Source organism: Kribbella alba, from assembly GCF_039529635.1.
Classification (GTDB): Bacteria; Actinomycetota; Actinomycetes; order Propionibacteriales; family Kribbellaceae; genus Kribbella; species Kribbella alba.
The window spans coordinates 1,210,632-1,236,034 of sequence record NZ_BAAANE010000004.1; the positions used below are offsets into that span (position 1 = coordinate 1,210,632).

General features: G+C 67.5%; 23 protein-coding genes. 11 read left to right on the forward strand and 12 right to left on the reverse strand.

Going from position 1 to position 25,403, the window contains the following annotated elements; all coding sequences use genetic code 11:
* Window positions 1-27: 27 nt before the first annotated feature.
* The 8 genes from ABD210_RS12570 to ABD210_RS12605 form a co-directional block, all read right to left on the reverse strand.
* On the reverse strand, window positions 28-249 hold the full coding sequence (locus ABD210_RS12570; protein ID WP_344111334.1) for a hypothetical protein: 222 nt from the start codon (window positions 247-249) through the stop codon (window positions 28-30).
* A gap of 251 nt (window positions 250-500) precedes the next feature.
* On the reverse strand, window positions 501-1,898 hold the full coding sequence (locus tag ABD210_RS12575; protein WP_344111335.1) for an NlpC/P60 family protein: 1,398 nt from the start codon (window positions 1,896-1,898) through the stop codon (window positions 501-503).
* A 339-nt stretch (window positions 1,899-2,237) separates the two neighbouring features.
* Entirely contained in the window at window positions 2,238-3,095 is an 858-nt protein-coding gene (locus ABD210_RS12580; RefSeq protein WP_344111336.1) for an endonuclease/exonuclease/phosphatase family protein, read from the reverse strand.
* A 30-nt stretch (window positions 3,096-3,125) separates the two neighbouring features.
* Window positions 3,126-4,223 carry a WD40/YVTN/BNR-like repeat-containing protein gene (locus ABD210_RS12585; RefSeq protein WP_344111337.1) on the reverse strand — a complete coding sequence of 366 codons (1,098 nt, stop codon included), beginning with the start codon at window positions 4,221-4,223 and terminating at the stop codon, window positions 3,126-3,128.
* Window positions 4,224-4,304: 81 nt separating this feature from the next.
* Window positions 4,305-5,600 (reverse strand): ThuA domain-containing protein, encoded by a 1,296-nt coding sequence (locus ABD210_RS12590; protein WP_344111338.1) that lies wholly within the window; start codon window positions 5,598-5,600, stop codon window positions 4,305-4,307.
* Window positions 5,601-5,845: 245 nt separating this feature from the next.
* On the reverse strand, window positions 5,846-6,145 hold the full coding sequence (locus ABD210_RS12595) for a thiamine-binding protein (RefSeq protein ID WP_344111339.1): 300 nt from the start codon (window positions 6,143-6,145) through the stop codon (window positions 5,846-5,848).
* Window positions 6,142-7,743 (reverse strand): MDR family MFS transporter, encoded by a 1,602-nt coding sequence (locus tag ABD210_RS12600; protein WP_344111341.1) that lies wholly within the window; start codon window positions 7,741-7,743, stop codon window positions 6,142-6,144. The genes ABD210_RS12595 and ABD210_RS12600 overlap by 4 nt, the downstream gene beginning before the upstream one ends.
* Window positions 7,740-8,399, reverse strand: coding sequence for an acyl-CoA-like ligand-binding transcription factor (locus tag ABD210_RS12605; protein WP_344112047.1), 660 nt, complete (start codon window positions 8,397-8,399; stop codon window positions 7,740-7,742). Before ABD210_RS12605 ends, ABD210_RS12600 begins: the two co-directional genes overlap by 4 nt.
* Window positions 8,400-8,658: 259 nt before the next feature.
* Between ABD210_RS12605 and ABD210_RS12610 the strand changes: the two genes are divergently transcribed.
* From ABD210_RS12610 to ABD210_RS12620, 3 genes are all read left to right on the forward strand, one after another.
* Window positions 8,659-9,408, forward strand: coding sequence for a phosphotransferase family protein (locus ABD210_RS12610; protein WP_344111342.1), 750 nt, complete (start codon window positions 8,659-8,661; stop codon window positions 9,406-9,408).
* A 110-nt stretch (window positions 9,409-9,518) separates the two neighbouring features.
* Entirely contained in the window at window positions 9,519-10,016 is a 498-nt protein-coding gene (locus ABD210_RS12615; protein ID WP_344111343.1) for a MarR family winged helix-turn-helix transcriptional regulator, read from the forward strand.
* Window positions 10,013-11,230 carry an MFS transporter gene (locus ABD210_RS12620; RefSeq protein WP_344111344.1) on the forward strand — a complete coding sequence of 406 codons (1,218 nt, stop codon included), beginning with the start codon at window positions 10,013-10,015 and terminating at the stop codon, window positions 11,228-11,230. The genes ABD210_RS12615 and ABD210_RS12620 overlap by 4 nt, the downstream gene beginning before the upstream one ends.
* A gap of 247 nt (window positions 11,231-11,477) precedes the next feature.
* Here the strand turns inward: ABD210_RS12620 and ABD210_RS12625 are convergent, their stop codons facing one another.
* Entirely contained in the window at window positions 11,478-11,999 is a 522-nt protein-coding gene (locus tag ABD210_RS12625) for a TetR/AcrR family transcriptional regulator (RefSeq protein WP_344111346.1), read from the reverse strand.
* 386 nt (window positions 12,000-12,385) lie between these two features.
* Here ABD210_RS12625 and ABD210_RS12630 point away from each other — a divergent pair, with 386 nt between their 5' ends.
* Window positions 12,386-15,010: a bifunctional FO biosynthesis protein CofGH gene (locus ABD210_RS12630; protein WP_344111348.1), complete on the forward strand. Its 2,625-nt coding sequence runs from the start codon at window positions 12,386-12,388 to the stop codon at window positions 15,008-15,010.
* Between the two features lie 987 nt (window positions 15,011-15,997).
* Here ABD210_RS12630 and ABD210_RS12635 read toward each other — a convergent pair.
* Both ABD210_RS12635 and ABD210_RS12640 read right to left on the reverse strand, forming a co-directional pair.
* The gene (locus tag ABD210_RS12635) at window positions 15,998-16,615 is read right to left on the reverse strand and encodes a hypothetical protein (protein ID WP_344111349.1); all 618 of its coding nucleotides are present in this window, start codon (window positions 16,613-16,615) and stop codon (window positions 15,998-16,000) included.
* Window positions 16,608-18,545: an acyl-CoA dehydrogenase family protein gene (locus tag ABD210_RS12640; protein WP_344111350.1), complete on the reverse strand. Its 1,938-nt coding sequence runs from the start codon at window positions 18,543-18,545 to the stop codon at window positions 16,608-16,610. The genes ABD210_RS12635 and ABD210_RS12640 overlap by 8 nt, the downstream gene beginning before the upstream one ends.
* 102 nt (window positions 18,546-18,647) lie before the next feature.
* Here ABD210_RS12640 and ABD210_RS12645 point away from each other — a divergent pair, with 102 nt between their 5' ends.
* The 7 genes from ABD210_RS12645 to ABD210_RS12675 all read left to right on the forward strand — a co-directional run bounded on the left by ABD210_RS12645 (window position 18,648) and on the right by ABD210_RS12675 (window position 24,613).
* Window positions 18,648-19,052: a TOBE domain-containing protein gene (locus ABD210_RS12645; RefSeq protein WP_425552657.1), complete on the forward strand. Its 405-nt coding sequence runs from the start codon at window positions 18,648-18,650 to the stop codon at window positions 19,050-19,052.
* Window positions 19,052-19,834 (forward strand): molybdate ABC transporter substrate-binding protein, encoded by a 783-nt coding sequence (gene modA, locus ABD210_RS12650; protein ID WP_344111353.1) that lies wholly within the window; start codon window positions 19,052-19,054, stop codon window positions 19,832-19,834. The genes ABD210_RS12645 and modA overlap by 1 nt, the downstream gene beginning before the upstream one ends.
* A gap of 116 nt (window positions 19,835-19,950) precedes the next feature.
* The gene (gene modB / locus ABD210_RS12655) at window positions 19,951-20,712 is read left to right on the forward strand and encodes a molybdate ABC transporter permease subunit (RefSeq protein WP_344111354.1); all 762 of its coding nucleotides are present in this window, start codon (window positions 19,951-19,953) and stop codon (window positions 20,710-20,712) included.
* Entirely contained in the window at window positions 20,709-21,773 is a 1,065-nt protein-coding gene (locus tag ABD210_RS12660; protein WP_344111355.1) for an ABC transporter ATP-binding protein, read from the forward strand. Before modB ends, ABD210_RS12660 begins: the two co-directional genes overlap by 4 nt.
* A gap of 88 nt (window positions 21,774-21,861) precedes the next feature.
* Window positions 21,862-22,830, forward strand: a complete 969-nt coding sequence (locus ABD210_RS12665) for a catalase family protein (RefSeq protein ID WP_344111356.1) — start codon at window positions 21,862-21,864, stop codon at window positions 22,828-22,830.
* Window positions 22,831-22,955: 125 nt separating this feature from the next.
* On the forward strand, window positions 22,956-23,528 hold the full coding sequence (locus tag ABD210_RS12670) for a DUF5946 family protein (RefSeq protein WP_344111357.1): 573 nt from the start codon (window positions 22,956-22,958) through the stop codon (window positions 23,526-23,528).
* A gap of 443 nt (window positions 23,529-23,971) precedes the next feature.
* Window positions 23,972-24,613, forward strand: a complete 642-nt coding sequence (locus ABD210_RS12675; protein ID WP_344111358.1) for a transglycosylase family protein — start codon at window positions 23,972-23,974, stop codon at window positions 24,611-24,613.
* 139 nt (window positions 24,614-24,752) lie between these two features.
* Here ABD210_RS12675 and ABD210_RS12680 read toward each other — a convergent pair whose 3' ends face one another.
* Window positions 24,753-25,400 carry a class I SAM-dependent methyltransferase gene (locus tag ABD210_RS12680; protein ID WP_344111359.1) on the reverse strand — a complete coding sequence of 216 codons (648 nt, stop codon included), beginning with the start codon at window positions 25,398-25,400 and terminating at the stop codon, window positions 24,753-24,755.
* Window positions 25,401-25,403: the final 3 nt, after the last annotated feature.

A 25,403-nucleotide genomic window follows, 5' to 3' on the forward strand; every position in this document is an offset into this window, starting at 1 on the left:
GTCACCACCCCGGCTGGTCGGCCGTGCCTACCAGCCGATCAGCGAGTACGACGTGGCCGCCGCGCGATCCACCATCGAATCCAAGCTGGCCGGGCCGCTCTTGCTCGCCAAGCACGGAGCACCGTCACCCGGGCCGGGTGGTTCGAGAGAGCTCATCTCCGGCATCGCGGTGATCGGACGGCGCCTGTCGGTCAAGCGAACCAAGGACATCGCGGACTCGATCATCGCCTTGCTGCGCAAAGGATTCATCACTGGCACCGTTCTGCGCGCCGACGGCGGACACCGGCTCGTCTGGTCACGGGACCGGATCAGGGGCGGGCTGACGGTCTGGTTTCAGCTTCGGTCGATCACAGGCTTCAGTTCGAAGCTTCGGGCGGTTGGAGCATCGGGCGGTTGGAGCGGGGCGGTTGGAGCGGGGCGGTTGGAGCATCGGGCGGTTGGAGCTTCGGGCGGCCGGAGCTCGGACGGCGGAGTTCCAGGTGGTCAGGGCTTCCAGGTGGTCAGGGGCGGCCGAAGAAGTCGGGGGCGATCCAGTAGTAGATGCTGTCGATCCGGACGGGCTTTCCGGGCCGCGGCGCGTGAATCATCCGGCCGTTGCCGAGGTACATCGCGACGTGGAAGATCGTGCCGGGGTCGTTGGCGTTGTCGGCCCAGAAGATCAGGTCGCCAGGGCGCAGCTCGTCCTCGGAGATGTGCTGGATCTGCTCGTACTGCGCGACGCTGTAGTGCGGCAGTTGCACACCAGCCCGCTTCCACGCGCCCATCGTCAGTCCCGAGCAGTCCCACGAGTTCGGTCCGGCCGCGGCCCACACGTACGGATCACCCAGCTGCGACAGGGCGAAATTTATGGCGGCCTGAGCACCGCGCGAGTTGTGCCCGGATCCGCCCCCGCTACCCGTGCCATTGCCGCTGCCGTTGCCGTTGCGATCGGGCTTCTGCTTCGGCGGCTTCTTGGTGCTGTGGTTCTTGCCCTGGTTCTCACGCTCCTGGCGAGCCTTCTCGGCTGCCGCCCGCGCACGCTCGGCTGCTTCCCGCGCGGCAATCCGCTTGCGCAGCTCCTCGGCCTTCTTGGCCGCCAGTGCCGCGGCGCGCTGCCTGGCAAGCTCCTCCAGGCCCCGTTGCCTCTGCTCAGCAACCTGGTACGACGTGCTGCGCAATGTCGCCAGCTGGCTGATCTGCGTCTTGCGCTCAGCGCCGATCGCGGCGACGGCGGCGGACTGGTTGGCCTCGGCGGCCTCGGCGTCTGCCTTCGCCTTCGCAGCTGCGTCGGTTGCGGCCTTCACCTTGGTGACAGCCTGGTCGGCCTGCAGCTTGAACGCGTTGGCGACCACCTGGGTCGCAGTGAAGCGAAGGAATGAACCCTGCATTGCCGTTGACACCGAATGCGCCGCACCGGCGGAGTCGAGCAGTTCCTGCGGGCCGGTGGCCGTGAACAACGGACCGAGCTTCGCGACGTCGCCACCACCTTGGTACGACGCTGCGGCAAACCGGCCGATCTGGCGGCGCTGACCGGCGAGCGTCTCCTGCGCCTTGGTCGCCCGGGCTGCTGCTGCGGCGGCCTCTGCCTTCGCCTGCTGCAGCTGGTACATCGCACCGTTGTAAGCCTCGGCCGCCTTGCCCGAGACGATCCCCAACTGCTCGAGCCGGTCGTTCGCGGCGGCGAGCTGCTGCTCGATCGAGGCGACCTGGGCGGCCTTGGCGGCTGCTGCCTTCTTGGCGGCGTCGACCGCTGACTGTGAGGGAATGACCGGCGGCTTGGGGTCAGCCTGGGCCGGGGCCGGAAGCAGGGCAATGGTGCCGGCGAGCGAGACCGCGAGCACCCCGGAGAGCAAAGCCCTACCGGTCTTCCCAGTGCTTGCGACCCGTGTGCCGGACGTAGCCCCCGTGGGCGTCCGCATCGGGTACTTCCTTCCGCCAGTCACAAACCCCTTCCCCAGGGTTCGTGAACTTTTGGTCCTTCTGGACCTCATACGTGACACTAGTTGCCTGCAGCCCCATTGGGAACACCTTTCACACGAATAACTTTGTTGCACCTGCGTGTCGGCTTGACAAACTACAGGCTTGTAATTCGCGCGGCCCGTTTTCGGTAGCCCCCGGCAACCACTCACCCGCGCCCGCGGCAACCACCTCCTCAGCCGACCCGCAACCTCAGCCCGCCGCGGCCCACCGCAGTACGGGCTGGGAACACGGAACCGGCGCCGCCGACCGAGGGCGGGGCGCCGGTGAAGGTCTTAGTGCTAGCGGAGGGTGAAGGTCGCCGTGACGGGGAGATGGTCGGAGGCGTTGGTGGTGAGCACCTCGGCGGAGATCGGCCGAAGCGTCGGCGTGTGGAGGAGGTAGTCGATCCGGGCCATCGGGTTGTAGGCCTCGAGTGTGTAGCCGGGGCCCACGCCGACCTCGGTCCAGGTGTCCCGCCAGATGGCGGTGAGGGCCTTGATCTCGAGCGCCTCGGGACGGGCGTTGAGGTCGCCGACGAGCACGGTCGGCTGATTCGACCCGCCCAGGAGTTCGACCACCTTCTGCGCCTGGTCCAGCCGCTCGGCGTTGTTGTCCGACGTCAGGTGAGTGTTCGCGAACCGCAACTCCCGGCCCCGCACCTTGATGGACGCGACCGCCAGGCCGCGCTGCTCCCCACCCGGGTTCAGCGGTAGCAAAGTATTGCCGAAGTCCTTGATCGGATATCGCGACAACACCGCCGTGCCGTACTGCCGGCGCGGTTCATCGGGGTTCACCGGAGGCAGATCAAGGTTCGCCGCGTAAGCCACGTGCATCTGGAGTCGACTGGCCAACCAGGCCGGCTGGTCCACCCAGTTGCTGCGCGCACTCCAGTGCTTGTCGACCTCCTGCAGCCCCACCACGTCCGCGCCGGAGTTCTTGATCACCTGAGCGATCCGCTCCAGATCGAGAACGCCGTCGGTCCCGGCGGCGTGGTGGATGTTGTAGGTAGTCACGTGCAACTGGCGGCCCGGCACAGCGGGCTCGGCCGCGGCCGCGGTGGTCGGGGTCAACACGAGCAAGCCCGCGAACGCAACCAGTAGACCGCTCGGAAGTTTGCGCGTGGCTTCATCCTGGTCGGAGTGGGGCGACCCCCGCACGACGTACGAGTGTCGCCCACTTGGACTCCCTCAGTGCGCCAAGGCCAGCCGGCCGACCGCGCCCTTCGCGCCCGACGCCCAGCACGCCGCGTGCGGACCGTGTCCGGCGCACTCGACGCTGTCGAAGCTGCCGTCGTAGAACTGCGTCCAGCTCCGACCGCCGTCGAGACTGAAGTCACTGCCCGACGGGCCGACGGCGATCACCGTGGCAGGCGTCCACGGCACGAAAGCCGAGCCGCTGCGGTAGCCCTTCGGCGCCTTGTCCGCCGGAACCAGCTTCCAGCTCCGGCCTCCGTCGGACGTGACCGATGCGGCATTCACGGCCTCGGTCGGCTTCAAGAAGTCGCCGCCGACCGCGACACCGAACAGCGGCCCATGGAACGCCAGACTGAAGATGCCGGCCGCCTCGCCGCTGGCCATCGGCGAGTCCGTCACCTTCCAGCTACGACCGCCGTCAGTGGTCTTGAACACGCGCGGCCGATCGCCGCCTCCGGTCGCGAACCAGGCGGTCCGGCCCGGTCCGGCAACGAGGCACGTCCCGCTCGCGGCGAAGGCGAACTCGCCCGGCAGCGCGGCAGGCATCCCGGTTGTGGGCTGCACCTTCCACGACTTGCCGCCGTCAGAGGTCGCGGCGATCCGGAACTTGCCGTCCACCGGGTCGCTCAGCGCCAGCCCGAACTTGGCGTCGTTGAAATCGAGGCAGTCGTAGAACGCGACCGGATCGGTGTTGCGGAACGTCTCCGCCCAGGTCTTGCCGCCATCGGCGGTCCGGTAGATCCGCGACGCCTCACCGTTGCCGATCGCAAGCACCACCGCGCGCTTGGCGTCGAACGCCTCGATGTCGCGGAACAGCAGGTCGCCGGCTCCGGGCGGGCTGACGTTCTGCCACTTCTTGCCGCCGTCGGTGGTCAGCAGCACCTGCCCCTCGCTGCCCGCCACCCAGGCGACGTCCGCGCTGATCGCGGCGAGCCCGCGGAACTGGGAGGTGCTCCCGGTCGGCTTCAGGTCCCACTCGTACGACGGTTTGTGCGAGCCGCCGCTCGAAGATCCGACGGCGTGAGCAGGCACCAGTTGTGACAGGGAGAGGAGGAGTCCCGCCGCTAGGGCGGCAACGCGCAGGGTTCTCATGCCCGGCAAACTAACAAACTCCCACGCTTGCGTCCGAAGAACCTCAGGGCCTGACCCGCGGTTCTTCGGACGCAAGGGTTTTCAGGCGGCGGCGGTGAGACGGAAGGACTGCGCTGGTGAGGCGTTGCAGGTGAGTTGGACCAGCTGGGTGCTGTCGGCCGTGGAGCCGCCCGGCACGGTGAGGCACTTGCTGCTCAAGCGGCTGACGAAGTGGAAGTAGCCGCCGCCCTCCGAGACCGCCTGCCATTGTTGGTTGTTGCCGTTGCTGTACGTCCACAGTTGCAGCCCGGCGTTGTCGGCCGAGGACACCCCGGTCACGTCGATCACCTTGGTGGCGTCGTTGCGGTTGTTCACCCGGACGAACCCACCTGAGGTCGGCTGGAACTGGAACTGCTGCGCCGCTGAGCCGTTGCAGCTGTACTGCTGGATCACCGTGCCGTTGGCCGTGCCTGCCGCCCGGGCGTCGACGCACTTGTTGTTGCTCTTGTTCGCGACCGAGTACCACGCGCTCGGCGACGGCTGGTCCACCGGCGGCACGGTGCCACCACCGCCGAGCCACTTCAGCGCGTCCATCATGAACTGGTTCTGCGCCGGGCTGTCGAAGGTCGACGAGAGCCGGGTGTTGGTCTGGTAGTTCATCGCGTTGTGGCCGAAGTTCGCGTAGATCATCTTGTAGTTCTTGTTGGTCCAGATGATCGGGTAGTAGCCGCTGTACCAGGTCTGGTTCGGGTCCGTGCCGACCGGGAAGCTGGACGGATCGATCGAGGCCAGGATGGTGATGTTCGCGTTGTTCCGCAGGTCGTTCTGCCAGCTGTACCACTCGCTCACCGACGACCGGAAGGTGGCCGGCGTGTTCACCAGCGAGGGATGCGAGCGGTTCTCCGCCTTCAGCGTGACCGCGGTCGGACCCCACGTGTTCGTCGCGAATCGTCCGGTGCCGAGCAAGGTGTTGTTGAACCACGGCCAGTTGCCGCTGGCATCGTTGTACGCCGCGACGTGGAACCCGAAGAACGCACCACCGTTGTCCATGTACCGCTGGAACCCGGTCCGCTGCGCGTCACTGTGCGGCGAGTCGTCCAGGAACATGACGACCTGGTACTGCGAGGCGCTGAGGTTGTTCAGCTGGTCCCAGTTGTTCGTGGCGGTGTAGGTGAAGCCGTTCTGCGCGCCGAACTGCGGGAAGCGCTGGTTGGCCTCCTTCTCGAAGTCGATGTGCGCGGCATCCCAGGTGCCGCTGTAGAACGCGAGCACGTTGAAGTTCGCCTGGACAGTCTGCTGGCCGGCCTCGCGGGCATACGCACTCGCGGAGGTGAGGCACAGACAGACCACCAGCATCGCCAACAACCTGGTGATCAGGGACTTGCGATCGGAAAGCATGGGGGCGGTCCTTCCGTCACTGAAGCATCAAATTTCAGAGCTTAAATTAACTCTCAGCATTAGCCCTGTCCAGGCTTCAGCAAGTCCTCCGCAAAGTCCGCAACTTCCCGTTCTGACGGCATGAATCGACAGTGTCGGAAAGCCGACAACGAGCCGACGCGGCCGATACCCACTGCCGCCAACGTGCACAGACATAGCGACGCCCGCCGGCGTAACGCAGTACGGCGGCGGGCGTCGAGGTAGAGTCAGTCGGTCAGGGCTTGTTCGATGCGTTCTACTTTGGCCGTCAATTGGCCGGTGTAGCCGGGGCGGACGTCGGCCTTGAGGACGAGGCTGACCCGGGGTGAGACGGCGGCGACCGCATCCACAGCCTGCTTGACCACTGCCATCACCTCGTCCCACTCCCCCTCGATGTTGGTGAACATCGCGTTGGTCTCGTTCGGCAGACGGGAGGCGCGGACCACCCGGATCGCCTCCGCGACGGCTGCGCTGACGCCACCGGTCTCGTCTCCACCGGCCGGACTGATACTGAAGGCAACAATCATGCGTCCAGCTTGCCAGCCGCCTCTTTGTCCTCGGTCGCCATCCGCTCCGACGCCGACGTCGTCAGCAGCGGCTTCTCCTTGATGAACAGCACTGCGACCAACGCAAGCACGGCGATCGGCACCGAGATCACGAACAGGTCGGCGGTCGCGTTGCCGTACGCCTCCTGTACTGCGACCCGCACCGGCTCGGGCAGTTTCGAGATCTCAGGTACTGCGCCTCCGCCACCACCGCCGGTAGATCCGCCAAGCGAGCTGGCCACACGGCTCGCCAGGACCGCACCGAGTGCGCTGACGCCGATCGTGCCGCCCATGCTCCGGAAGAAGCTCACCACGGAGGTGGCCGCGCCGAGCTCCCGCGCCGGGACGTCGTTCTGCGCCGCGAGCACCAGGTTCTGCATCACCAGGCCGACGCCGACACCCAGAACGGCCATGAACGCCGACATCATCAACGTCGAGGTGTGCGCGTCGATCGTGCCGAGCAGGCCGAGCCCGAGCGGCAGCAGGATGCTCCCGAGCACGAGGTAGATCTTCCACTTCCCGTACTTCGTGATCAGGCCGCCCGCGATGGTCGACGAGATCAGCATGCCGAAGATCATCGGCAGGCTGCGGAGTCCGGCCGAGGTCGGCGAGTGCCCCTGCGCGATCTGGAAGTACTGCGACAAGAACACCGAGCCGCCGAACATCGCCAGACCGACGAGCATGCTCGCCACCACGGACAGCGCGACCGTGCGGTTGCGGAACAGGTCCAGCGGGATGATCGGCTCCGGGTGCCGCGCCTCGACCACCACGGCGAGCGCGAGCACCACGAGGGCGATCCCGACCATCGCGAAGCTCCACCCGGAGGCCCAGTCGAACTTGTTGCCCGCGAACGTCGACCAGACCAGGATCGTGCTCACCCCGCCGGTGATCAGCAGCGCGCCGAGCCAGTCGATCTTCACGTCCCGCCGGATCGTCGGCAGCTTCAGAGTCCTTTGCAGCAAGTAGATCGCCAGCAGGCTGAACGGCACCCCGACCAGGAAGCAGGACCGCCAGCCGAGCGGCGAGTCCACCAGGAAGCCGCCCAGCAGCGGGCCACCGACGGTCGCGGAGGCGAAGATCGCGCCGAAGATGCCGGAGTACCGGCCGAGCTCCCGCGGCGGGATGATGGCCGCCATCACGATCTGCACCAGCGCGGTCAGACCACCTGCTCCGATGCCCTGCACGACGCGGCTTGCCAGCAGCAGCTCGACGTTCGGGGTGAAGCCGGCTACCAGTGAGCCGATCACGAAGAACGACAGTGACAGCTGGACCAGCAGCTTGTTGTTGTAGAGGTCCGCGAGCTTGCCCCACAGCGGCACCGTGGCCGTCATCGCGAGCAGTTCGATGGTGACCACCCACGTGTAGACCGACTGGCTCGCGCCGAGGTCGGCGATGATCCGCGGTAGCGCGGTGGAGACGACAGTGCCTGCCAGCACGGCGACAAGCATGCCGATCATCAGGCCGGAGATGGCCTGCACAGTCTGCCGGGGCGTGAGGGCGGCGACCTCGCTCGCGGCGACGACCGGCGCGCTGTCAGCAGCCGGGGTGTCCGCCGGAGAGGGCGAAGAGGTCGTTGTCATGAATGACCTTCCTGGTCGGATCGGAAGAGAGTGGTGCGGTCGAAGGCCGGATCGATGCCGTCGGCAAGGAAAAGGAATGCCTCGTCGACGAGGGAGCTCAGCGAGCGGCCGGGAGCCGTCCGCTGCAGCTCCATCGCCACGCGGACAGCGGTGCCCGCCGCGCCGACGATCAGTGCCGGACGGACCGCGGACGGCGCTTCGCCCATCCGCTCGGCCATCGCAGCGGTGATCGCGCGCTCGTCCTCGGCGCCGAGCAGCACGAACTGGGACAGCAGGTTCGGCGACTGCATCACGAGCGCGATCCGGCGCGACATCGGCGCCTCTTCGTTCTCGAGCTCGCTCAGCACCTCGCTGACGATCATCCGCATTGTGGTGAGCGGCGACTGGTCGACCGGCGCCTCGCGCAGCGTCGTCAGCGCGCGCTCCAAGTCCTCTGGGTCGCGGCCGAGGATCGCATACTCCTTGTGCGGGAAGTAGTTGAAGAAGGTCCGCACCGAGACATCGGCAGCTTCGCTGATCTCCTCGACCGTGACGTTGTCCGGGCCCTTCTCCAACGCCAGTCGGAGCGCTGCCGCGGCCAACGCCGCCCGGGTCTCTCGCTTCTTGCGCTCCCGGCGGCCGGTCGGTGCCGGCGTCGCTGTGTCCTCGGTCTGCATCACGCCATCACACTAGAAGCGAACTTGCACTCGCTGCAACTTAATAACGCTGAAAGTTTGCAGCACTGCAGGATTGACCCTCAGACGTGCCTCTGGTCAACACGACCCGCCCGGGCGAGACCCAGCGTTGAGTGTTGATGTGGTCGACCAGCAGAGTGCTTCCGTCGCCTGGTCGACAAAGGCGACGCAGGACACGCGGTGGGCGCGGGTGTGTTGCCGGCTGATAATTCCGGTGACGGCGGTGGGCATCCCCGCGACAATGGCCGACGTGGAGGAGGTCGAGGTCGTCGTTGCCCATAGCGAGCGCGTGACTCTGCGCGTCGGTGACGTGTTCCTGAAGATCGACGCTGATCAGACGAACATCGACGTCGAGGTCGAGGCGATGGCTCTGGCGCCGGTCCCGACTCCCGAGATCCTGTGGCGGAAGCCGCCGGTGCTCGCGATCGCCGCCCTCCCGGGGACGGCACTCGGCCGTCTTGGTGAGCCGTCGACCGCCTCGCCGGCAGCGTGGGCCGCGGCGGGTGCCGCCATCCGGCTGTTGCACGACGCGCCGCTACCGCCATGGCCCGGTCGGAGGAGCCGCGACGAGATCGCAGCGCACCTCGACCGCGAATGCGAGTGGCTCATCACGAGCGGCGTCCTTCCCGCCGACTTGGTCACGCGCAACCGCGAGATCGCCGAGGCCGCGCTCCGGCCATGGACACCGGTGTTCACGCACGGGGACCTGCAGATCACCCACGTCTTCGTCGACGGTGACAAGCTCACCGGCATCATCGACTGGTCCGAGGCGAGCCAGGGCGATGCGATGTTCGACCTGGCCAGCTTGACGCTCGGACACGAGGAGCACCTCGCCGACGTCGCCGCCGGCTACGGCACCGACGTCGACCTCGACGCGATCCGCGCGTGGTGGTCGCTGCGGAGCCTGCTGGCGTCCCGCTGGCTGATCGAGCACGGCTTCGACCCGAACTCGCCAGGCTGTGAGTTCGACGTACTGAGATCCCGGATGTGAGGCTGCCTCGATAGGCACCAGGATCTGAGAGCTGGCAGATCCCGACACGTGACGCGCTTCACGGCTGCCGACTCTCGAGATACATAGCTTTGCTATGTAACGTTGAGGGGGTGATCGCCACTGACCTTTCGCAGCTCGGTGTTGACGTCCTGGTGGCCGCGGCTCGGTTGACGCGGCTTGCCACCCGGGACATCAGCGCATTGCCGCCCGCGGCGATGCGGCTACTGGGGCGGCTCGACGAGCTCGGTCCGACCCGGATCAGCGATCTGGCCAAGGCCGACCGCTGCTCGCAGCCGGCGATGTCGACTCTCGTGCAACGCCAGGAGGAGAACGGCTTGGTACGTCGCGAGACCGACCCGGCCGACTCCCGCGCCAGCCTGATCAGCCTTACTGAGGCAGGCGGCGCCGAGCTCGATCGGGCCCGACACGAAGCAGGCGACGCCCTCGCCGCGCGGCTGCGTCAGCTCCCGTCGACCGACCTCGCCACCCTCGAGGCCGCGGTCACCGTCATGCACTCGATCCTCACCCAGCGCGCCGAGGGGGAGAGCAAGCTCCACCAGAGCTCCCGTGCGGCGCGCTCAAATCCGATGGAGGACAGCCCCCGGTGAGCAGCAGCAACTCGTTTCTCAAGCAGCCCAAGTCCGTCTGGGCCGTGGCCTTCGCCTGTGTGATCGCGTTCATGGGCATCGGCCTGGTCGACCCGATTCTCAAGCCGATCGCCGAGCAGTTGCACGCGAGCCCGTCTCAGGTCTCGCTGCTGTTCACCAGCTACATGGCCGTCATCGGCGTGGCGATGCTGATCACCGGCGCGGTCTCCAGCCGGATCGGCGCCAAGCGCACGCTGCTGATCGGTCTGGCCATCATCGTCGTGTTCAGCACCCTCGCAGGACTGTCCAACTCGATCGGGGCGATCGTCGCCTTCCGGGCCGGCTGGGGCCTGGGCAACGCCCTCTTCATCGCGACCGCGCTGGCGACCATCGTGAACTCCGCCAGCGGCTCGGTCGCGCAGGCGATCATCCTGTACGAAGCGGCGCTGGGCGTCGGCATCGCAGCGGGACCGCTCGTCGGTGGGGAGCTCGGCACGATCTCCTGGCGTGGCCCGTTCTTCGGCGTCGCCGTACTGATGACGATCGCCCTGGCCGCTACCGCGTTCCTGCTGCCCGCGTCCCCGCCGGCACCTCGCCGTACGTCGATCGTCGAACCGCTGAAGGCCCTCCGGCACCGGTCCCTGGCGACGGTCGCGGTCACCGCGCTGCTGTACAACTTCGGCTTCTTCACTCTGCTGGCGTTCACCCCGTTCCCGCTGGCGATGTCGGCCCGGCAGATCGGCCTCATCTTCTTCGGCTGGGGCATCGGCCTGGCCCTGACTTCGGTCTTCGCCGCACCTCGCCTGCAGCGCCGCTTCGGCACTCTGCCGGTGGTGATGACCTCGCTGCTCCTCTTCGGCGCCGACCTTGCGGTGATGGGTCTGTACGCACACCACCGGCCGGTCCTCGCGGTCGGCGTGATCGTCGCCGGGTTGTTCCTCGGCGTGAACAACACCCTGATCACCGAGGCGGTGATGGCTGCTGCACCGGTGGAGCGTGGCACCGCCTCCGCGGCGTACAGCTTCGTCCGCTTCTCCGGCGGCGCGGTCGCACCTTGGCTGGCCGGCAAGCTCGGCGAGGCGGTCAACATCCAACTCCCCTTCTACGTCGGCGCTTTCGCCGTGCTGCTCGGCGTCGGCGTCCTCGCCACCGGCTGGAAGCCCCTCTCCCACCTCCGCACCCCGACCGCCCACTCGACAGCCGAAGCCACCGCCCTCACCGCCGCCGACGCCTGAAACCACAGGACGCGTCGCCGGCGCTCTAACCTCCATACCAAACGGCAATCACCTGACCGGCCAGCTGGCTGTCACCACGGACGATGCCTCGCCCACGCACGAATTCAAGGTCGTCACGCTGGTCCACTGTCGGCGTACGGTCGGGCGCCTACTACTTCGAGGTGATCCGCCCGTTCCATCACGTGATCGTTCGAGGCATGTGCCGCAAGGGCGTCCGGAGTTCGTTCCGGCCCGCCTAGACGGCGCGTTATCTCAGCACTTCGAGGAGCGCGTGGAAGTCGGCGCGGTTGAAGTCGCGGGCGCCGATCAATGCCTGGAGCAAGATTCCGTCGAGAGCCGCGACCAGGAGACTCGCCCGGTGCGGATCGGCAGTGAAGCTCCGGGCGATCTCCGTCAGCGGTTCCAGCCAGGCGGCGGCGGCCTCGCGCAGCGCAGGCCGCCGAGCCGCGAGTAGATAAAGCTCGTACTCCGCGAGCGTGCGGCCCCGGCGGTAGACCAGACAGTGCTCGATCAACTGAGCCAGCTCATCCGCAGGTCGTGCGCCAAGCTCGGTCGCCCGCTCCTGCAACTCGGCCGCAAGATCCTCCGCCGCCCAGGTCAGCGCCGCCACCAGCAAGTCGTCCAACGACGCGAAGTGATACGTCGTCGACGCCACCGAAACCCTTGCCTCAGCCGCCACCGCCCGGTGGCTGACCCCCGCCACCCCGTCCCGCTCCACCACGGCCAACGCCGCAGTCAGCAATTCCGTCCGCCGCTGCCTCCCCCGCACCCGCCGCCCATCGACGCGCGCCGCCGACACCCTGGCCCTCACCGCACCCGCCGCCCATCAACGCGTGCCGCCGACGCCCTGGCCCTCACCGCCACACCACCCATCTACCCACCCAAACCCCGACCGTCCGCCCGCGCCCTTTGACGCCCGCGTTTTCACCGTCCGCACGTGCATCCACTCGTCGCGCCAGCCCTTGGCCCACGCCACCTGTCCGGGTTTCGGCCACGCGCCGACTAGTTTGTCCGCATGGCGGCTAGCGGCCGTCCCAGCTGACCCAAGGCGGCTCTGACCTGCACGAACTTCAAAGTAGCAGGACAGACGTACTGATTGTTTTTGGGTGTCCAAATCGGCGAAATCGGGTCAGAACGCGACATACGCTCGTCCGTGTGACCGATCACGATCAGCCCGAAACCTCCCCTGAGACCGGCCCCATCCACACCATCGCGAGCGCGCCGCCCAAAGCAGAGCCGAAGGCGGAAGCAGCCTCGAACGCGGGGATCAGCACCGCGATGCGACGGGCCTTGAAGCGAGCCGATGACGGCAAGACGCTGGACCCGGCCGAGGTCGAGGTGCTGCTGTCGGCGTCGGGAGCTGCACTGACGGCGCTGATGTCGACGGCCGCGCGGGTGCGCGATCAGGGACTGGCCGACGCGGGGCGCAGCGGGATCATCACGTACTCGAAGAAGGTGTTCATCCCGCTCACCCGGTTGTGCCGGGATCGCTGTCACTACTGCACTTTCGCCACCACCCCCGGCCGGGTGCACTCGCCGTACCTGAGTCCCGATGAGGTCCTCGAGATCGCGAAGCAGGGCGCCGCGCTGGGCTGCAAGGAAGCGCTGTTCACACTGGGCGACGCCCCCGAGGACCGCTGGGACGCGGCCAAGACGTGGCTCGAGGAAGCCGGCTACGACAGCACGCTCGACTACTTGCGAGCAATGGCGATCCGGGTGCTCGAGGAGACCGGCCTGCTGCCGCACCTCAACCCCGGCGTGATGTCGTGGCAGGACCTTCAACGGCTGAAGCCGGTCGCACCGAGCATGGGTACGATGCTCGAGACCACCTCGCGCCGGCTGTTCGAGGAGAAGGGCCAGCCCCACTACGGGTCGCCGGACAAGGACCCGGCGATCCGCCTGCGGGTGCTGGAGGATGCCGGCCGGTCGAACGTGCCGTTCACCACCGGTCTGCTGATCGGTATCGGCGAGAACCTCGAGGAGCGCGCCGACTCGATCTTCGCGCTGCGCCGGATCGCCCGGCAGTACAACGGGATCCAGGAAGTCATCATCCAGGGATTCCGGGTGAAGCCGGACACCGCGATGCGCAACGACGCCGACGTACCGCTGGATGAATGGCTGGCCGCGATCGCCGTCACTCGCGTCGTGCTCGGCCCCCGGATGCGCGTCCAGGCACCGCCGAACCTGGTCGATCTGGCCGAGTGCAAACTGCTGCTCGACGCGGGCGTCGACGACTTCGGCGGGGTATCCCCGCTGACCCCGGACCACGTGAACCCCGAGCGCCCGTGGCCGCAGATCGACGACCTGTCGAAGGTCACCGCCGACGCCGGATTCACCTTGCGGGAAAGGCTCACAGCGCACCCGGAGTACCTGCGCGAGCCTTGGCTCGACCCGCGGCTGATCTCGCACGTGGAGGCGCTGGTCGATCCCGAGACCGGCCTGGCGAACGAGGACGCTTATCCGAAGGGTCTTCCGTGGCAGGAGCCCGACGGCGGCTGGAACTTGTATGAGTCATCGGCCGGTCGTACTGATCTCCACACCGCGATCGACACCGAAGGACGTCGTACGGAGACCCGCTCCGACTTCGACGCCGCGTACGGCGACTGGGACGTTCTGCGCGAGGATGTCGCGAACCGCGCGGCACCGGAGCGGATCGACGGTGACGTCAAGGAAGCACTCGCCGCGGCCGAGCGGGACCCGGCCGGACTGTCCGACCAGCAGGCATTGACGTTGATGACGGCAACGGGTCCGGCGCTGGACCAGCTCGCCCACATTGCCGACGAGTTGCGCAAGGCAACAGTTGGCGACGACGTCACCTATGTGGTGAACCGGAACATCAACTTCACCAATGTCTGCTACACCGGCTGCCGGTTCTGCGCGTTCGCCCAGCGGCGTACTGATGCGGACGCCTACTCACTGTCGATGGACGAGGTCGCGCAACGGGCCGAGGAGGCCTGGGTGATCGGCGCCACCGAGGTCTGCATGCAGGGCGGCATCCACCCGGACCTGCCCGGTACGGCGTACGCGGACCTGGTGCGGGCGGTCAAGGACCGGGTGCCGCAGATGCACGTCCACGCGTACTCGCCGATGGAGATCGTCAACGGTTCGGTGCGGACCGGGCTGTCGATCGAGGAGTTCCTGATCTCGGTCAAGGAGGCCGGGCTGGACAGCATCCCCGGCACCGCGGCCGAGATCCTCGACGACGACGTGCGCTGGATCCTGACCAAGGGGAAGTTGCCGACGGCAAGCTGGATCGAGGTGATCAGCACCGCGCACAAGGTGGGACTGCCGTCCAGCTCGACGATGATGTACGGCCACGTGGACTCGCCGCACCACTGGGTCCAGCACCTGCGCACGATCGCCGCGGTGCAGGACCAGACCGGCGGCTTCACCGAGTTCGTGCTACTCCCGTTCATCCACCAGAACTCGCCGATCTACCTGGCCGGCGTCGCCCGCCCGGGCCCGACGTACGACGAGAACCGGGCGGTCCACGCGATGGCGCGGATCATGCTGCACGGCCGGATCGACAACATCCAGTGCTCGTGGGTGAAGCTCGGCGTCGACGGCTGCGTCGCAGTACTGAACGGCGGCGTCAACGACATCGGTGGCACCTTGATGGAGGAGACCATCAGCCGCATGGCCGGGTCCAAGCACGGCTCCCGCAAGTCCATCGAGGAGCTCACCCAGATGGCCACCGCCGCCGGCCGCCCCGCCCGGCAACGCACCACGACCTACGGCGAGATCCAGGCCCGCCCGACCACAGCCCTCGAACTCGCCTGAACGTCCCCCGGCGTACTGATCTACACCATCAGTACGCCGGGAGTCGGTCTCCAGAGGCAGATCGATGCGCCCGCAGATCCGGGCGAACACTCGCAGCCGTCGGGCACGACATCCACTCGAGTGAGGCGACGCTGGAACCGGTAGCGAGTCGGCGCTCACTCGTGCAACTGGGCCATCGATCGCCCAGAGCAGGGATCCACGACTGGACGCCGGCGCCTGCTCGCAAGAAGAAACGCCGGCCGTGTCGGGTGTCGGTCACCACCTCACTGGCGACCGGCACCCCGGCGACACGGCCGGCGTCTTGCTTTGCCCCGAGAGGGCGGTTTCGGCCCGAAGGAGGGTGGTGCCGCCATCTCATTCCGTGACCGGCAGGGGAGGTACAGTCCGGTCGCGGACGGGAGTACCGCGGAGCCACCTAGAGCCTGTGTCAGCGACCCGTCCGTCGCCGACAACTGAACGTTGTCACGGCCCGCCAGAGGCCCGCCACGAGCGGGATCAAACATTTGCATTGATCTTGTCTAAGGCGACGCTTTGTATACCGCTCCTCACGTTCCGTACTCGCCAGTAGAAGAGATTGCCTGACGCAACAACAGTCGGCATCCCGCCGCCTCACCCGAAACCCAACCAGAGCGTCAATCTGAGCCGCAGCCGCTTCCATCTGCCCATCCCGGAGCGTCCGTCGACCGGATCGCAGGGCCGGGGTGTACCGACCGACAGGACGTAGTCGCGACCCAGCGCCGACCTCCCGCCTTGAACAACCCCGCGATCCCCCAACCGGGCGACCTCTACCTGTCGGTCGGTACAAGGGCCGCCCCGACTCTCGCCTGAACTGGCCTCAGCCAGCCGACACTCGCACTCGGCCCCACCGATGCCGGGTTGTTCGACCGATGGCGGCTTGCTCGACGCCAGCGGGCGAAAGACCCGCTAGCCGACCTGCTTGTCGAGCGGATGGAGGAGCGCGTCTGTGGGGTGGAACGGCGTACGAGCTTAGTAGGGGTAGGTGTCGTCCCGCCGAGTCGGGTCCAGGTCCCACAGCGAGAACTCCACGACCTTGTGGGACTCTTCGCCACCTGCCGACACGATGCCGTGGCCGTCGTAGTCCCTGGAGCCGATGCCGTCGAGGTAGCCCAGCAGCTCGAAGGCCGAGCGGGCGTCCTCGATGTCGTCGATCACGTCGTCGTTCTGCACCTCGTCGGAGCGGCCGCGGACGTAGGCGATGAACGCCTCCGGGTCCGTCACCACGAAGTCGTACCGCGCCTGGTAGCTGAGCCGGATACCGTTCTCCGGCACCAGCGGTTCGTCCAGCTCGTCCAGGCCGGCGCCCTCGATGATCTCCCGGTAGTCCGCTGGGTCGTCGAAGTCGTCCGGCCCGAGCGGCAGGTCGTCCAGCTCGTTGGGGTCGTAGGAGTCGATGCCGAGGAAGATATCGCCCCAGCCACGCTCGTGGACCGCCTCGGCGAGCACCCGGGCCTGGACCCGGACGTTCTCGATCGCCGTGGTGGCCCTCAGATCGTGCAGGTCCAGAGCGTCGGCTTGTTCCAGCAGCACCTTCGCCAGTTCGCGGGCGGCCTCGGCAGCCGACGCGGGCTCAATCGGCTCACTCATGCTGCGACGGTACAACCATGGGCACATCGACTGCAGCGCCCGGTACGCCGAACGCGTCCACGAGCTCCGTCGCGTGCGGCCGGACCAGTGCGCAGAGCTCGTTCACCAGCGCGGTGATCGCCTTCGAACGGGCACCCGACAACCGGCCGTGCTCGATGTACCACGCGCGCTCGCCCTCGATCGTCGCCAGCGCATGCAGGTCGTACAGGTCCTTCAACCTGTCCCGGACAGAACCTTCAGGAGCAACCTGTACCGCGGCCAGGAACGCCTCGAGGACGACGCGATCCACATGGGCACGCCCGGCGGCGATGACGTGGTCCTGGCAGCGGTTGAACACGTCGAAGGCGTCATCGCCGGCGTCGATCCCCGCCTTCAGTCGACGCGCTACTCCGGCGAGCAGGTGCTCCTCGCGGAACCGGACCATTCCGCAGTGGTACGCATCGTCGCGCAGTCCGGCGTCGGGATCGGCCTTGTCGTTCCTGTTCGGCACCACGTCTCGAAGCCGCTCGGCAACAGCACGCAGCGCGGTCTTCTCCACGGCGATCTCCACCGCCTGGGCAGCGATGAACCGGGCCGTGCCAAGTGGGTCGAGCTTGCCGAACGATTCCCGGTAGCCCGTCAGCAAACCCTTCGCGACCAACTGCAGCAGAACAGTGTTGTCGCCCTCGAAGGTGGTGAACACGTCCGTGTCCGCCTTCAGGGCTGCCAGCCGGTTCTCCGCGAGATACCCAGCGCCGCCGCAGGCCTCGCGGCACAGCTGGATCGTCTCGGTCGCGTGCCAGGTGCCGAGCACCTTCGTGCCGGCCGCCTGGGCCTCGAGCGCCCGCCGGTCATGCTCGTCCGCGTCCGACAGACCCTCGCCACCGAAGATCCGGACGAACTCCGCGACCAGCTCGGCCTGGGCGAAGTGGAGCGCGTAGGTGCGGGCGAGCAATGGCAACAACCTGCGCTGATGCATCCGATAGTCCAGCAACAGCGCCTCTTCGGCAGTCCCGGGCGCCCCGAACTGCCTGCGCTGATCGGCGTACCGGATGGCGATGGTGAGAGCGACCTTGCTCGCGTTGATCGCGGCGCCGCCGACGGAGACGCGGCCCTGGACGAGGGTGCCGAGCATGGTGAAGAAGCGCCGGTCCGGGTTCTCGATCTCGCTGGTGTAGGTGCCTTCGGCATCCACCTGCGCGTAGCGGTCCAACAGCGCAGTACGGGGAACGCGGACCTGGTCGAAGACGATGCGGCCGTTGTCGACGCCGTTCAGGCCAAGCTTCGGACCGCAGTCCGTGACGGTCACGCCAGGGAGCACCTCGCCATTGAGCGACCGGATCGGGACCAGCAGGCAGTGCACGCCATGGGTCTGTCCGCCGACGACAAGTTGCGCGAAGACCGCGGCCATCCGGCCGTGCCGCGCCGCGTTGCCGATGTAGTCCTTGCGCGCGGCCGGGTGCGGCGTGTGGATGACGAACTCGTCGGTCGCCGCGTCGTACGTCGCGGTGGTGCCGAGCGCCTGGACGTTCGAGCCATGACCGGTCTCGGTCATCGCGAAACAGCCGAGCAGGCGGCCGTTGATCGCGTCGGTCAGGTATTCCTCGTGGTGCCGGGTCGTGCCCAGGTGCAGGATCGCTCCGGCGAACAGGCCGAACTGCACACCGGCCTTGACCATCAGCGACAAGTCGCCGAAGGCAAGCGTCTCGAACCCCGCGATGAAGCCGCCGAGATCGCCCTGCCCGCCGAACTCCTTCGGGAAGCCGCGGCCGGTGTGCCCGTCGGCGGTGATCTGCTGCAGCATCTCGAGCACCTTGTCGCGGTACTCGTCGCGCGACAGCGTCAGCCCCGCGTTCAGGAGGTCGGCGTGCTCGGCCAGCCCGTCCCGGACGACATCGCGGGCCGCTTTGTGCGGCCCGTCCAGATACTCTCGCAGCCCCGTCGTGCTCATGGGCCAAACTTATGCCGCCGGCGTTGACCGCGGCGTGACGACGCTCACGTTCGGGAACGGTCAATCGAAACGGCAGACACCACCCGCAGGTGCGGAGATATCATGTCATTCATGCCGAATTTGCGGATCAGTGAGGCGGCCGCGTTGCTCGGAGTCAGCGATGACACCGTCCGGCGCTGGGTCGATCAGGGGCGTCTGCCCGCCACCCAGGACGGCGGCCGGATGGCTGTCCACGGCAAGGAACTGGCCGCGTTCGCCCAGGAACTGGCGGAGACGCCGGAGCCGGGCAACACCACAGCCGCCTCGGCGCGGAACCGCATGCGCGGCATCGTCACCCGGGTCGTGAAGGACGGCGTGATGGCTCAGGTGGAACTGCAGGCCGGACCGTTCCGGGTGGTCTCCCTGATGAGCCGCGAGGCGGCCGACGAGCTCGGCCTGGAACCGGGTGTGGTCGCCGTCGCCTCGATCAAGTCCACCCATGTCGTCGTCGAGATCCCGGAGGCCTGATGTCCCGCCGTATTGTTGCCGCCGGCCTGACTGCGGTCGTCGCGTTGACCCTCGCTGCGTGTGGAAGCACCGACACCCCAGCCGCCGGGCCGTCGACCTCGTCGTCGACGGCTGCGCTCTCGGGCACGATCAACGTCTTCGCGGCTGCCTCGCTGACCGGGACGTTCACCCAGCTGGGCAAGGATTTCGAGGCTGCCCACCCAGGCGTCAAGGTGGTCTTCAACTTCGCCGGCAGTTCGGCGCTCGCCCAGCAGATCAATCAGGGCGCGCCGGCTGACGTGTTCGCCTCGGCCGCACCCAAGAACATGGACCAGGTGACCGACAAGGGCACCGCGACCACGTTTGTGAGCAACAAACTGGAGATCGCGGTCCCGAAGGGCAATCCGGGCAAGGTCAGCGGGCTGAAGGACTTCGCGGACAAGAACCGCAAGATCGCGCTCTGCGCCGAGCAGGTCCCGTGCGGCGCGGCGGCGAAGAAGGTGTTCACGGCCGCCGGGATCACCGCGCAGCCGGACAGCCTGGAGCAGGACGTGAAGGCGGCACTCACCAAGGTGAGTCTTGGTGAGGTGGACGCGGCGCTGGTCTATAAGACGGATGTGCTAGCCACCAAGGACAAGGTCGAGGGGATCGAGTTCCCCGAGGCGGACAAGGCGGTGAACGACTACCCGATCGCCCCGCTGACAAAGGCGAAGAACCCGGACGGCGCGAAGGCCTTCGTCGACTTCGTCCTGTCCGCCCCAGCCAGAACCGTCCTCAGCTCAGCAGGCTTCGACACCCCGTGAACCCTGCGGACAAACAGGAACGCCCCGGACCCCCGCGGCCCGGCGAGCAGCCGAGGGCGGTTCGTAGTACGGGGCGGCGCAGGCGGCAGCGGATTGGCGGGAGGGTTCCGCTGATCTTGCTGGTGCCGGCGTTGCTCGGGTTGGCGTTTCTGGTTGTCCCGTTGATCGGCCTACTTGCCCAGGCACCCTGGTCGACCCTGCCGTCGCGGCTCTTCAGCGCGGACGTCGGCCAGGCCCTCAAGCTCTCCTTGCTCTGCGCGAGCGCCGCCACCGTGCTCTGCCTTCTCCTAGGAATCCCACTCGCCTGGCTCCTCGCCCGCGCAGAGCTACCCGGCCGCGGCCTGATCCGCGCGCTGGTGACGGTTCCCCTCGTTCTGCCGCCGGTAGTCGGCGGAGTCGCCCTGCTGCTGGTGCTCGGCCGACGCGGGCTGATCGGAGAACGCCTCGACCTGTGGTTCGGTTTCTCGTTGCCGTTCACCACCGCCGGAGTGATCGTCGCGGAGGCGTTCGTGGCGATGCCGTTCCTGGTGATCTCGGTGGAAGGCGCCTTGCGGGCCGCGGATCCGCGGTACGAGGAAGCTGCCGCGACGCTCGGAGCCGGCCGGTGGCTGACGTTCCGCCGGGTCACGTTGCCGTCGATCGCGCCGGGCATCGTGGCGGGCGCAGTACTGTGCTGGGCTCGGGCGCTCGGCGAGTTCGGCGCCACGATCACCTTCGCGGGGAACCTGCCTGGCCGGACGACGACGATGCCACTGGCCGTCTATCTGGCGTTGGAGACGGACCCCGACGTCGCGGTAGTACTGAGTGTTGTCCTGCTGGCCGTGTCCGTGCTGGTTCTCGCCTGTCTGCGGGAACGCTGGATCAGTGGTCTGCGATGACCCTGTACGCCGACCTGCGCGTTGCCCGGGCTGCCTTCGAGCTTGACCTGAGCCTGTCCGTGGAACCAGGCGAGGTCGTCGCGCTACTTGGCCCGAACGGCGCGGGTAAGACCACGGCCCTCCGGGCCATCGCGGGACTGCTGCCGATCAACGGCGGGCAGATCCGCTTGGGCGGCGAGGTCTGGGATGAGCCACCGCGGGTGTTCCGTTCGGCGGACCGTCGGCCGATCGGCGTGGTGTTCCAGGACTACCTGCTGTTCGATCACCTGAGCGCACTGGAGAACGTGGCGTTCGGCATGCGCGCGCGGGGCGTCGACAAGCGAGCCGCACGGGCCGACGCAGCGCGGTGGCTCGACACAGTGGGCCTGGCCGAGCACGCGAAGAGCCGCCCGCGATCGCTGTCGGGCGGGCAGGCCCAGCGGGTCGCCCTGGTACGAGCCTTGGCGACGCATCCCGAACTGTTGCTGCTGGACGAGCCACTGGCCGCACTGGACGCGAGTACGACGCTGCATGTGCGGGCTGAGCTCGGTCAGCACCTAAACCGCTACGAGGGCCGCACCTTGCTCGTCACACACGACCCGCTGGACGCGATGGTCCTGGCCGACCGCCTGGTCATCGTCGAGAACGGCCGGGTCGTCCAAGAAGGCGCCCCCACCGAGATCGCCCGACGCCCCCGCACGGACTACGTCGCCCAACTGGTCGGCCTCAACCTCTACCGAGGCACCGCCGAAGGCACCACAGTCATGCTGACCGGCGGCGGCTCCCTGACGATCGCGTCCCCCACCTCGGGCGGCGTCTACGTAGCCTTCCCGCCCTCGGCCGTGAGCCTCTATCCCGAAAGACCAACCGGCACACCCCGCAACACCTGGCCGATGACCGTCTCCGGCATCGAGCAACACGCCCACACCGTTCGAGTCCGGCTCACCGCCCGAAACGCCGCAGCCCCCGCCACCCTGCTCGCCGACATCACCACCGCCGCAGTAGCCGACCTCCAACTCACCCCGGGCCAACACCTCCACGCCACCCTCAAAGCTACTGAGATCCAGACCTACCCGACCTAGCTACACCGACCCCACGGACAGCTTCTGCTTGTTGCCTCGTGCAACCAAGGTTTGCGGGGATACTGGCACCGACCGCTGGATCCAGGCGATGGGAGATGTCGTGGGCGAGCCGAGTACCGACTGGCGTGAAGTGGTTCTTCCGGAGGAGAAGGAGCGGCACGAGCGGCAGGCGGCACAGTTCGCGGAGATGCAGTCGAGAAAGTCGGAGAAGTACGGGGCCGGGCGGGCTTTGCATCGCAGACAACTCGCGGCGCTACGGGCAAGACTGGACGTCCCGGGCGACCTCCCGGAGTACGCGAAGCAAGGCATCTTCGCGATCCCGAACCGGTACGACGCCTGGATCCGGCTCTCGAACGGCGGCTTCAGCCGTGCGCCCGACGCCGTCCCAGACATCCGCGGCTTCGCGATCAAGGTGCTAGGCGTCCGCGGGCCGGCGGCCCTCGGCGGGGAGGCGGTGTCGCAGGACTTCGCGCTGATCAACCACGAGAGGTTCAGTTCCGCGACCAGCGACGACTTCACCAAGGTGGTCACCACCGGCGCCGGCACGCGCGGCCAGATCCTGCTGAAACTCCTCAAGAACCCCGGCATGATCCCGGAGCTCAAGACCGTGACGGCCGCGCTCAAGTCGCCCTTCAGCGGGTTCGCCACCCAGGACTTCTTCAGCGCGGCACCGATAGCCTTCGGCCCGTACGCCGTCCGCGTGCGGCTGGTCGCCGCCTCGAGCGAGGTCAACCAGAACGCCAAGGACGACTGGGCCGGCGACGTCTACGAGCGGCTGATCGACAACCCGTTGGTGCGCGAGCTCCAGGTGCAGTTCTTCACCGACGAGGCGACCACCCCGATCGAGGACGCGTCGGTCGTCTGGCCGGCGCCCTACCTGACGGTGGCACGCCTGACGATCCCGAGACAGAAACCGGACCCGGCTTTCGACGAGGAGATCGAGACGGCCAAGTTCGACCCTTGGAACGCCCTGACCGCGCATCGGCCGCTCGGCGAGGTGATGCGAGCGCGCAAGGTCGCCTACTTCGCCAGCCAGCAGAACCGTTCGGCGCAGTGACCGCTTGACAGGACAGGACGCTTCGCGCCCATCAGCTGCATTCGCCACAACCACAGGGCTTCTGGCCGCCGATGTGGTGGCAGAACCAGCTGGCCGGATGGTCCGGCCCGTGATTCGATCAACGGGTGAACGCTGCAGGTGACACGCACGGATCGGGCGCTGGGCCGTTCGCCCCGGCGCGGGAAATGCGGCGATGCCCCGGGTGCCGGGTCGAGCTGCCGGTAACGGACTGGCCGGGCGGCACCACGAAGTACAACGCGTCGCCCGAATGCGCCGAGGTGGCCGGCGAGCTTGTCGGCTTCGAGCTGCAGCACCTGGCCGAGTTGGGCCGGCTGCACCAGCTCCGGATCGACGCATACGCGGCGCAGCACGTCGGCCCGCAGAGTCCTGCGATCGGTGCGGTCTTCGCCCTGAACGGCCTCTACATGTACCTCGAACGAGGCTCCGGCAACCTGGACGTTCGGACCGCGCACGGCATCATGGCGAACTCTCACTCCGACTGGCCGCCCCTCACCCCGCCCGACCGCGTGGCCGACCTGACCGCGCACGCCGTACTCCGGGCCGGCACGATCGAAGGCGTCGGCAAACAAATGATTGATTGGGCCGACCAGGTCTGGAATTCTTGGCCAGACCGCGACCAGCAGTTGATCCGCGATCTCACCGTCGCGCTCGTCCCACCTCGCTATTTCGGTCGCTGAGAGCGCTGAGTCCGTTCGCGTTCGGGACGCGTGCGCCGGGGAAACCGTTCTGTTGTTGGGGTTTGTCCGACTACGGACCGAAGTACTTTGCCCAGATTGCGGCGAGACTCTTGCATTCTTCAACGAGGTCGCGCACGATGACTCGGGTCACGCCGTTACCGACGCGTGATCATTCGGACGCTGTCTCGTGACATCGGCCGGATGCCATCCCCTGCACCCCTGAAGGGAGTGGTAGCTCACCAGACTGCGGAGCCCGGTGTGGCCGCTCGCAAGGAGAGCGGCCGACGATCCGAGCCTCACGCACCCAGGTGACATCCACCTTCGTCTCGTCCATCGGCCCACCACCGGAAGCGGACGAGGTACTCGGGGACAGTGCGCACGCGGCTGAATCGGCCGGGCTGGAGAGGTTCAACCATGCCCAGCTCATGAGGAGCAGAATTCTGATGTCCAAAGCCCGACATGCCCGCCCCCGGCCAAGTTCGCGCCGGGTCGTTCGGACCCTTTCCATTGCCGGCCTCGGTGCCGGTATCACCGCCGCCGGCGCAGGCGCTGCCTTTGCGACCGACTACACGGTCAAGCCCGGCGACACCCTCTCAGAGATTGCTCAGGCCAAGGGAGCCGATTGGCACCACCTTGCCGAGCTCAACAATCTCCAGAACCCGGACCTGATCCTGATCGGCCAGACCCTGCAGCTCGACGGCGCGAAGAAGGCAGCTGTCAGCCACAAGCGGACGACGGTCAAGAAGCGGACGACCGTCAAGAAGACCACGACCGCCCGCAAGACCCATCGGAAGGTCCGCGCCAATCGTGCCGCCACCGTCAAGGCGCCCGTCCGGAGCAGCAAGGCGAACTTGAGCGGGGCCTGGGCGAAGGTTGCGAACTGCGAGTCGAGCGGGAACCCGCGAGCCGTCAACTCGGCCGGCTACTACGGCCTCTTCCAGTTCGACAAGCAGACCTGGCGCAGTGTCGGCGGATCGGGCAGCCCGGCGAGCGCGTCGGCCGGAGAACAACTGATGCGCGCCAAGAAGCTGTACGCCCAGCGCGGAGCATCCCCCTGGCCGGTGTGCGGCCGCTTCCTGCGCTGAACCCCTCCAGCGTGCAGATCAGCGAGGGTGCCGGGGGCAACCAACCTGCCCGGCACCCCGCTGAGCGTAGTACCAGCTGAAGCCGCTCTCCCGCTGGACGGCAGCGGAGTAGCAGCGCGTTGCCGCGAGTCCACCCGGATTAGTGGCTCAGGACAAGCATTTCGTCGGCGCCGGCCTGGAACTCGTAGGGGACCTTGCGGATCTCCGACGTGACGCCCGCCAGCTCGGCCAGCAGATCGGGCAGGTAGTCGACCGGATCGCCGGCGCCCTGCTGAACAAGCGGGAAGATGCGGACCTCCGAGCGGCTCACCCGGACGAGCTCTCGCAACGACGCCAGGTGCCAGTCGCGGTCGTACTTGTCGGCCCAGGTGAAGAGCAGGTGCGAGCACAGCACCAGGTCGAACCGCCCGTCCTCGAACGGCAGCTTCGGCAGACTCCCCGGCACATACCGCTCCGGCGCGATCGACACGTCCTGGAGAAACCGGTCAGCAGCTTCGATCCGCAGCTCGTCCTTGCGCTCGGGACTCCCGTACCAGTTCCAGACGAAGCTGCCCGCGTGCTCATCGACGATCCCGGCCGTCGCCGGCAGACTCCGCCGCACGGTGTCCACCAGTTCTGCCGCAGGCAGCTCGTAGGCGGGGTCGACCGCGATCGCGTCGACACCCCGCTCGACCGCTTCCGCGGTGAAGCTCGCGCCGCCGGCACAGCAGTCAAGCACGGAGTCCGGGAGTTCGGTCAGGTCGAACATCGCCTCGTACTCGACGTACGAGCGAGATGTCACCAGCACGGG

Excerpts from the sequence above, each read along its gene's own strand:
- ABD210_RS12570 (WP_344111334.1), bottom strand. The coding sequence starts at position 249 with ATGAATCCTTTGCGCAGCAAGGCGATGATCGAGTCCGCGATGTCCTTG.
- ABD210_RS12575 (WP_344111335.1), bottom strand. The coding sequence starts at position 1,898 with ATGCGGACGCCCACGGGGGCTACGTCCGGCACACGGGTCGCAAGCACT.
- ABD210_RS12585 (WP_344111337.1), bottom strand. The coding sequence starts at position 4,223 with ATGAGAACCCTGCGCGTTGCCGCCCTAGCGGCGGGACTCCTCCTCTCC.
- ABD210_RS12590 (WP_344111338.1), bottom strand. The coding sequence starts at position 5,600 with ATGCTTTCCGATCGCAAGTCCCTGATCACCAGGTTGTTGGCGATGCTG.
- ABD210_RS12595 (WP_344111339.1), bottom strand. The coding sequence starts at position 6,145 with ATGATTGTTGCCTTCAGTATCAGTCCGGCCGGTGGAGACGAGACCGGT.
- ABD210_RS12600 (WP_344111341.1), bottom strand. The coding sequence starts at position 7,743 with ATGACAACGACCTCTTCGCCCTCTCCGGCGGACACCCCGGCTGCTGAC.
- ABD210_RS12605 (WP_344112047.1), bottom strand. The coding sequence starts at position 8,399 with ATGCAGACCGAGGACACAGCGACGCCGGCACCGACCGGCCGCCGGGAG.
- ABD210_RS12610 (WP_344111342.1), top strand. The coding sequence starts at position 8,659 with ATGGCCGACGTGGAGGAGGTCGAGGTCGTCGTTGCCCATAGCGAGCGC.
- ABD210_RS12635 (WP_344111349.1), bottom strand. The coding sequence starts at position 16,615 with ATGAGTGAGCCGATTGAGCCCGCGTCGGCTGCCGAGGCCGCCCGCGAA.
- ABD210_RS12640 (WP_344111350.1), bottom strand. The coding sequence starts at position 18,545 with ATGAGCACGACGGGGCTGCGAGAGTATCTGGACGGGCCGCACAAAGCG.
- ABD210_RS12645 (WP_425552657.1), top strand. The coding sequence starts at position 18,648 with ATGTCATTCATGCCGAATTTGCGGATCAGTGAGGCGGCCGCGTTGCTC.
- modA (WP_344111353.1), top strand. The coding sequence starts at position 19,052 with ATGTCCCGCCGTATTGTTGCCGCCGGCCTGACTGCGGTCGTCGCGTTG.
- ABD210_RS12660 (WP_344111355.1), top strand. The coding sequence starts at position 20,709 with ATGACCCTGTACGCCGACCTGCGCGTTGCCCGGGCTGCCTTCGAGCTT.
- ABD210_RS12665 (WP_344111356.1), top strand. The coding sequence starts at position 21,862 with ATGGGAGATGTCGTGGGCGAGCCGAGTACCGACTGGCGTGAAGTGGTT.
- ABD210_RS12675 (WP_344111358.1), top strand. The coding sequence starts at position 23,972 with ATGTCCAAAGCCCGACATGCCCGCCCCCGGCCAAGTTCGCGCCGGGTC.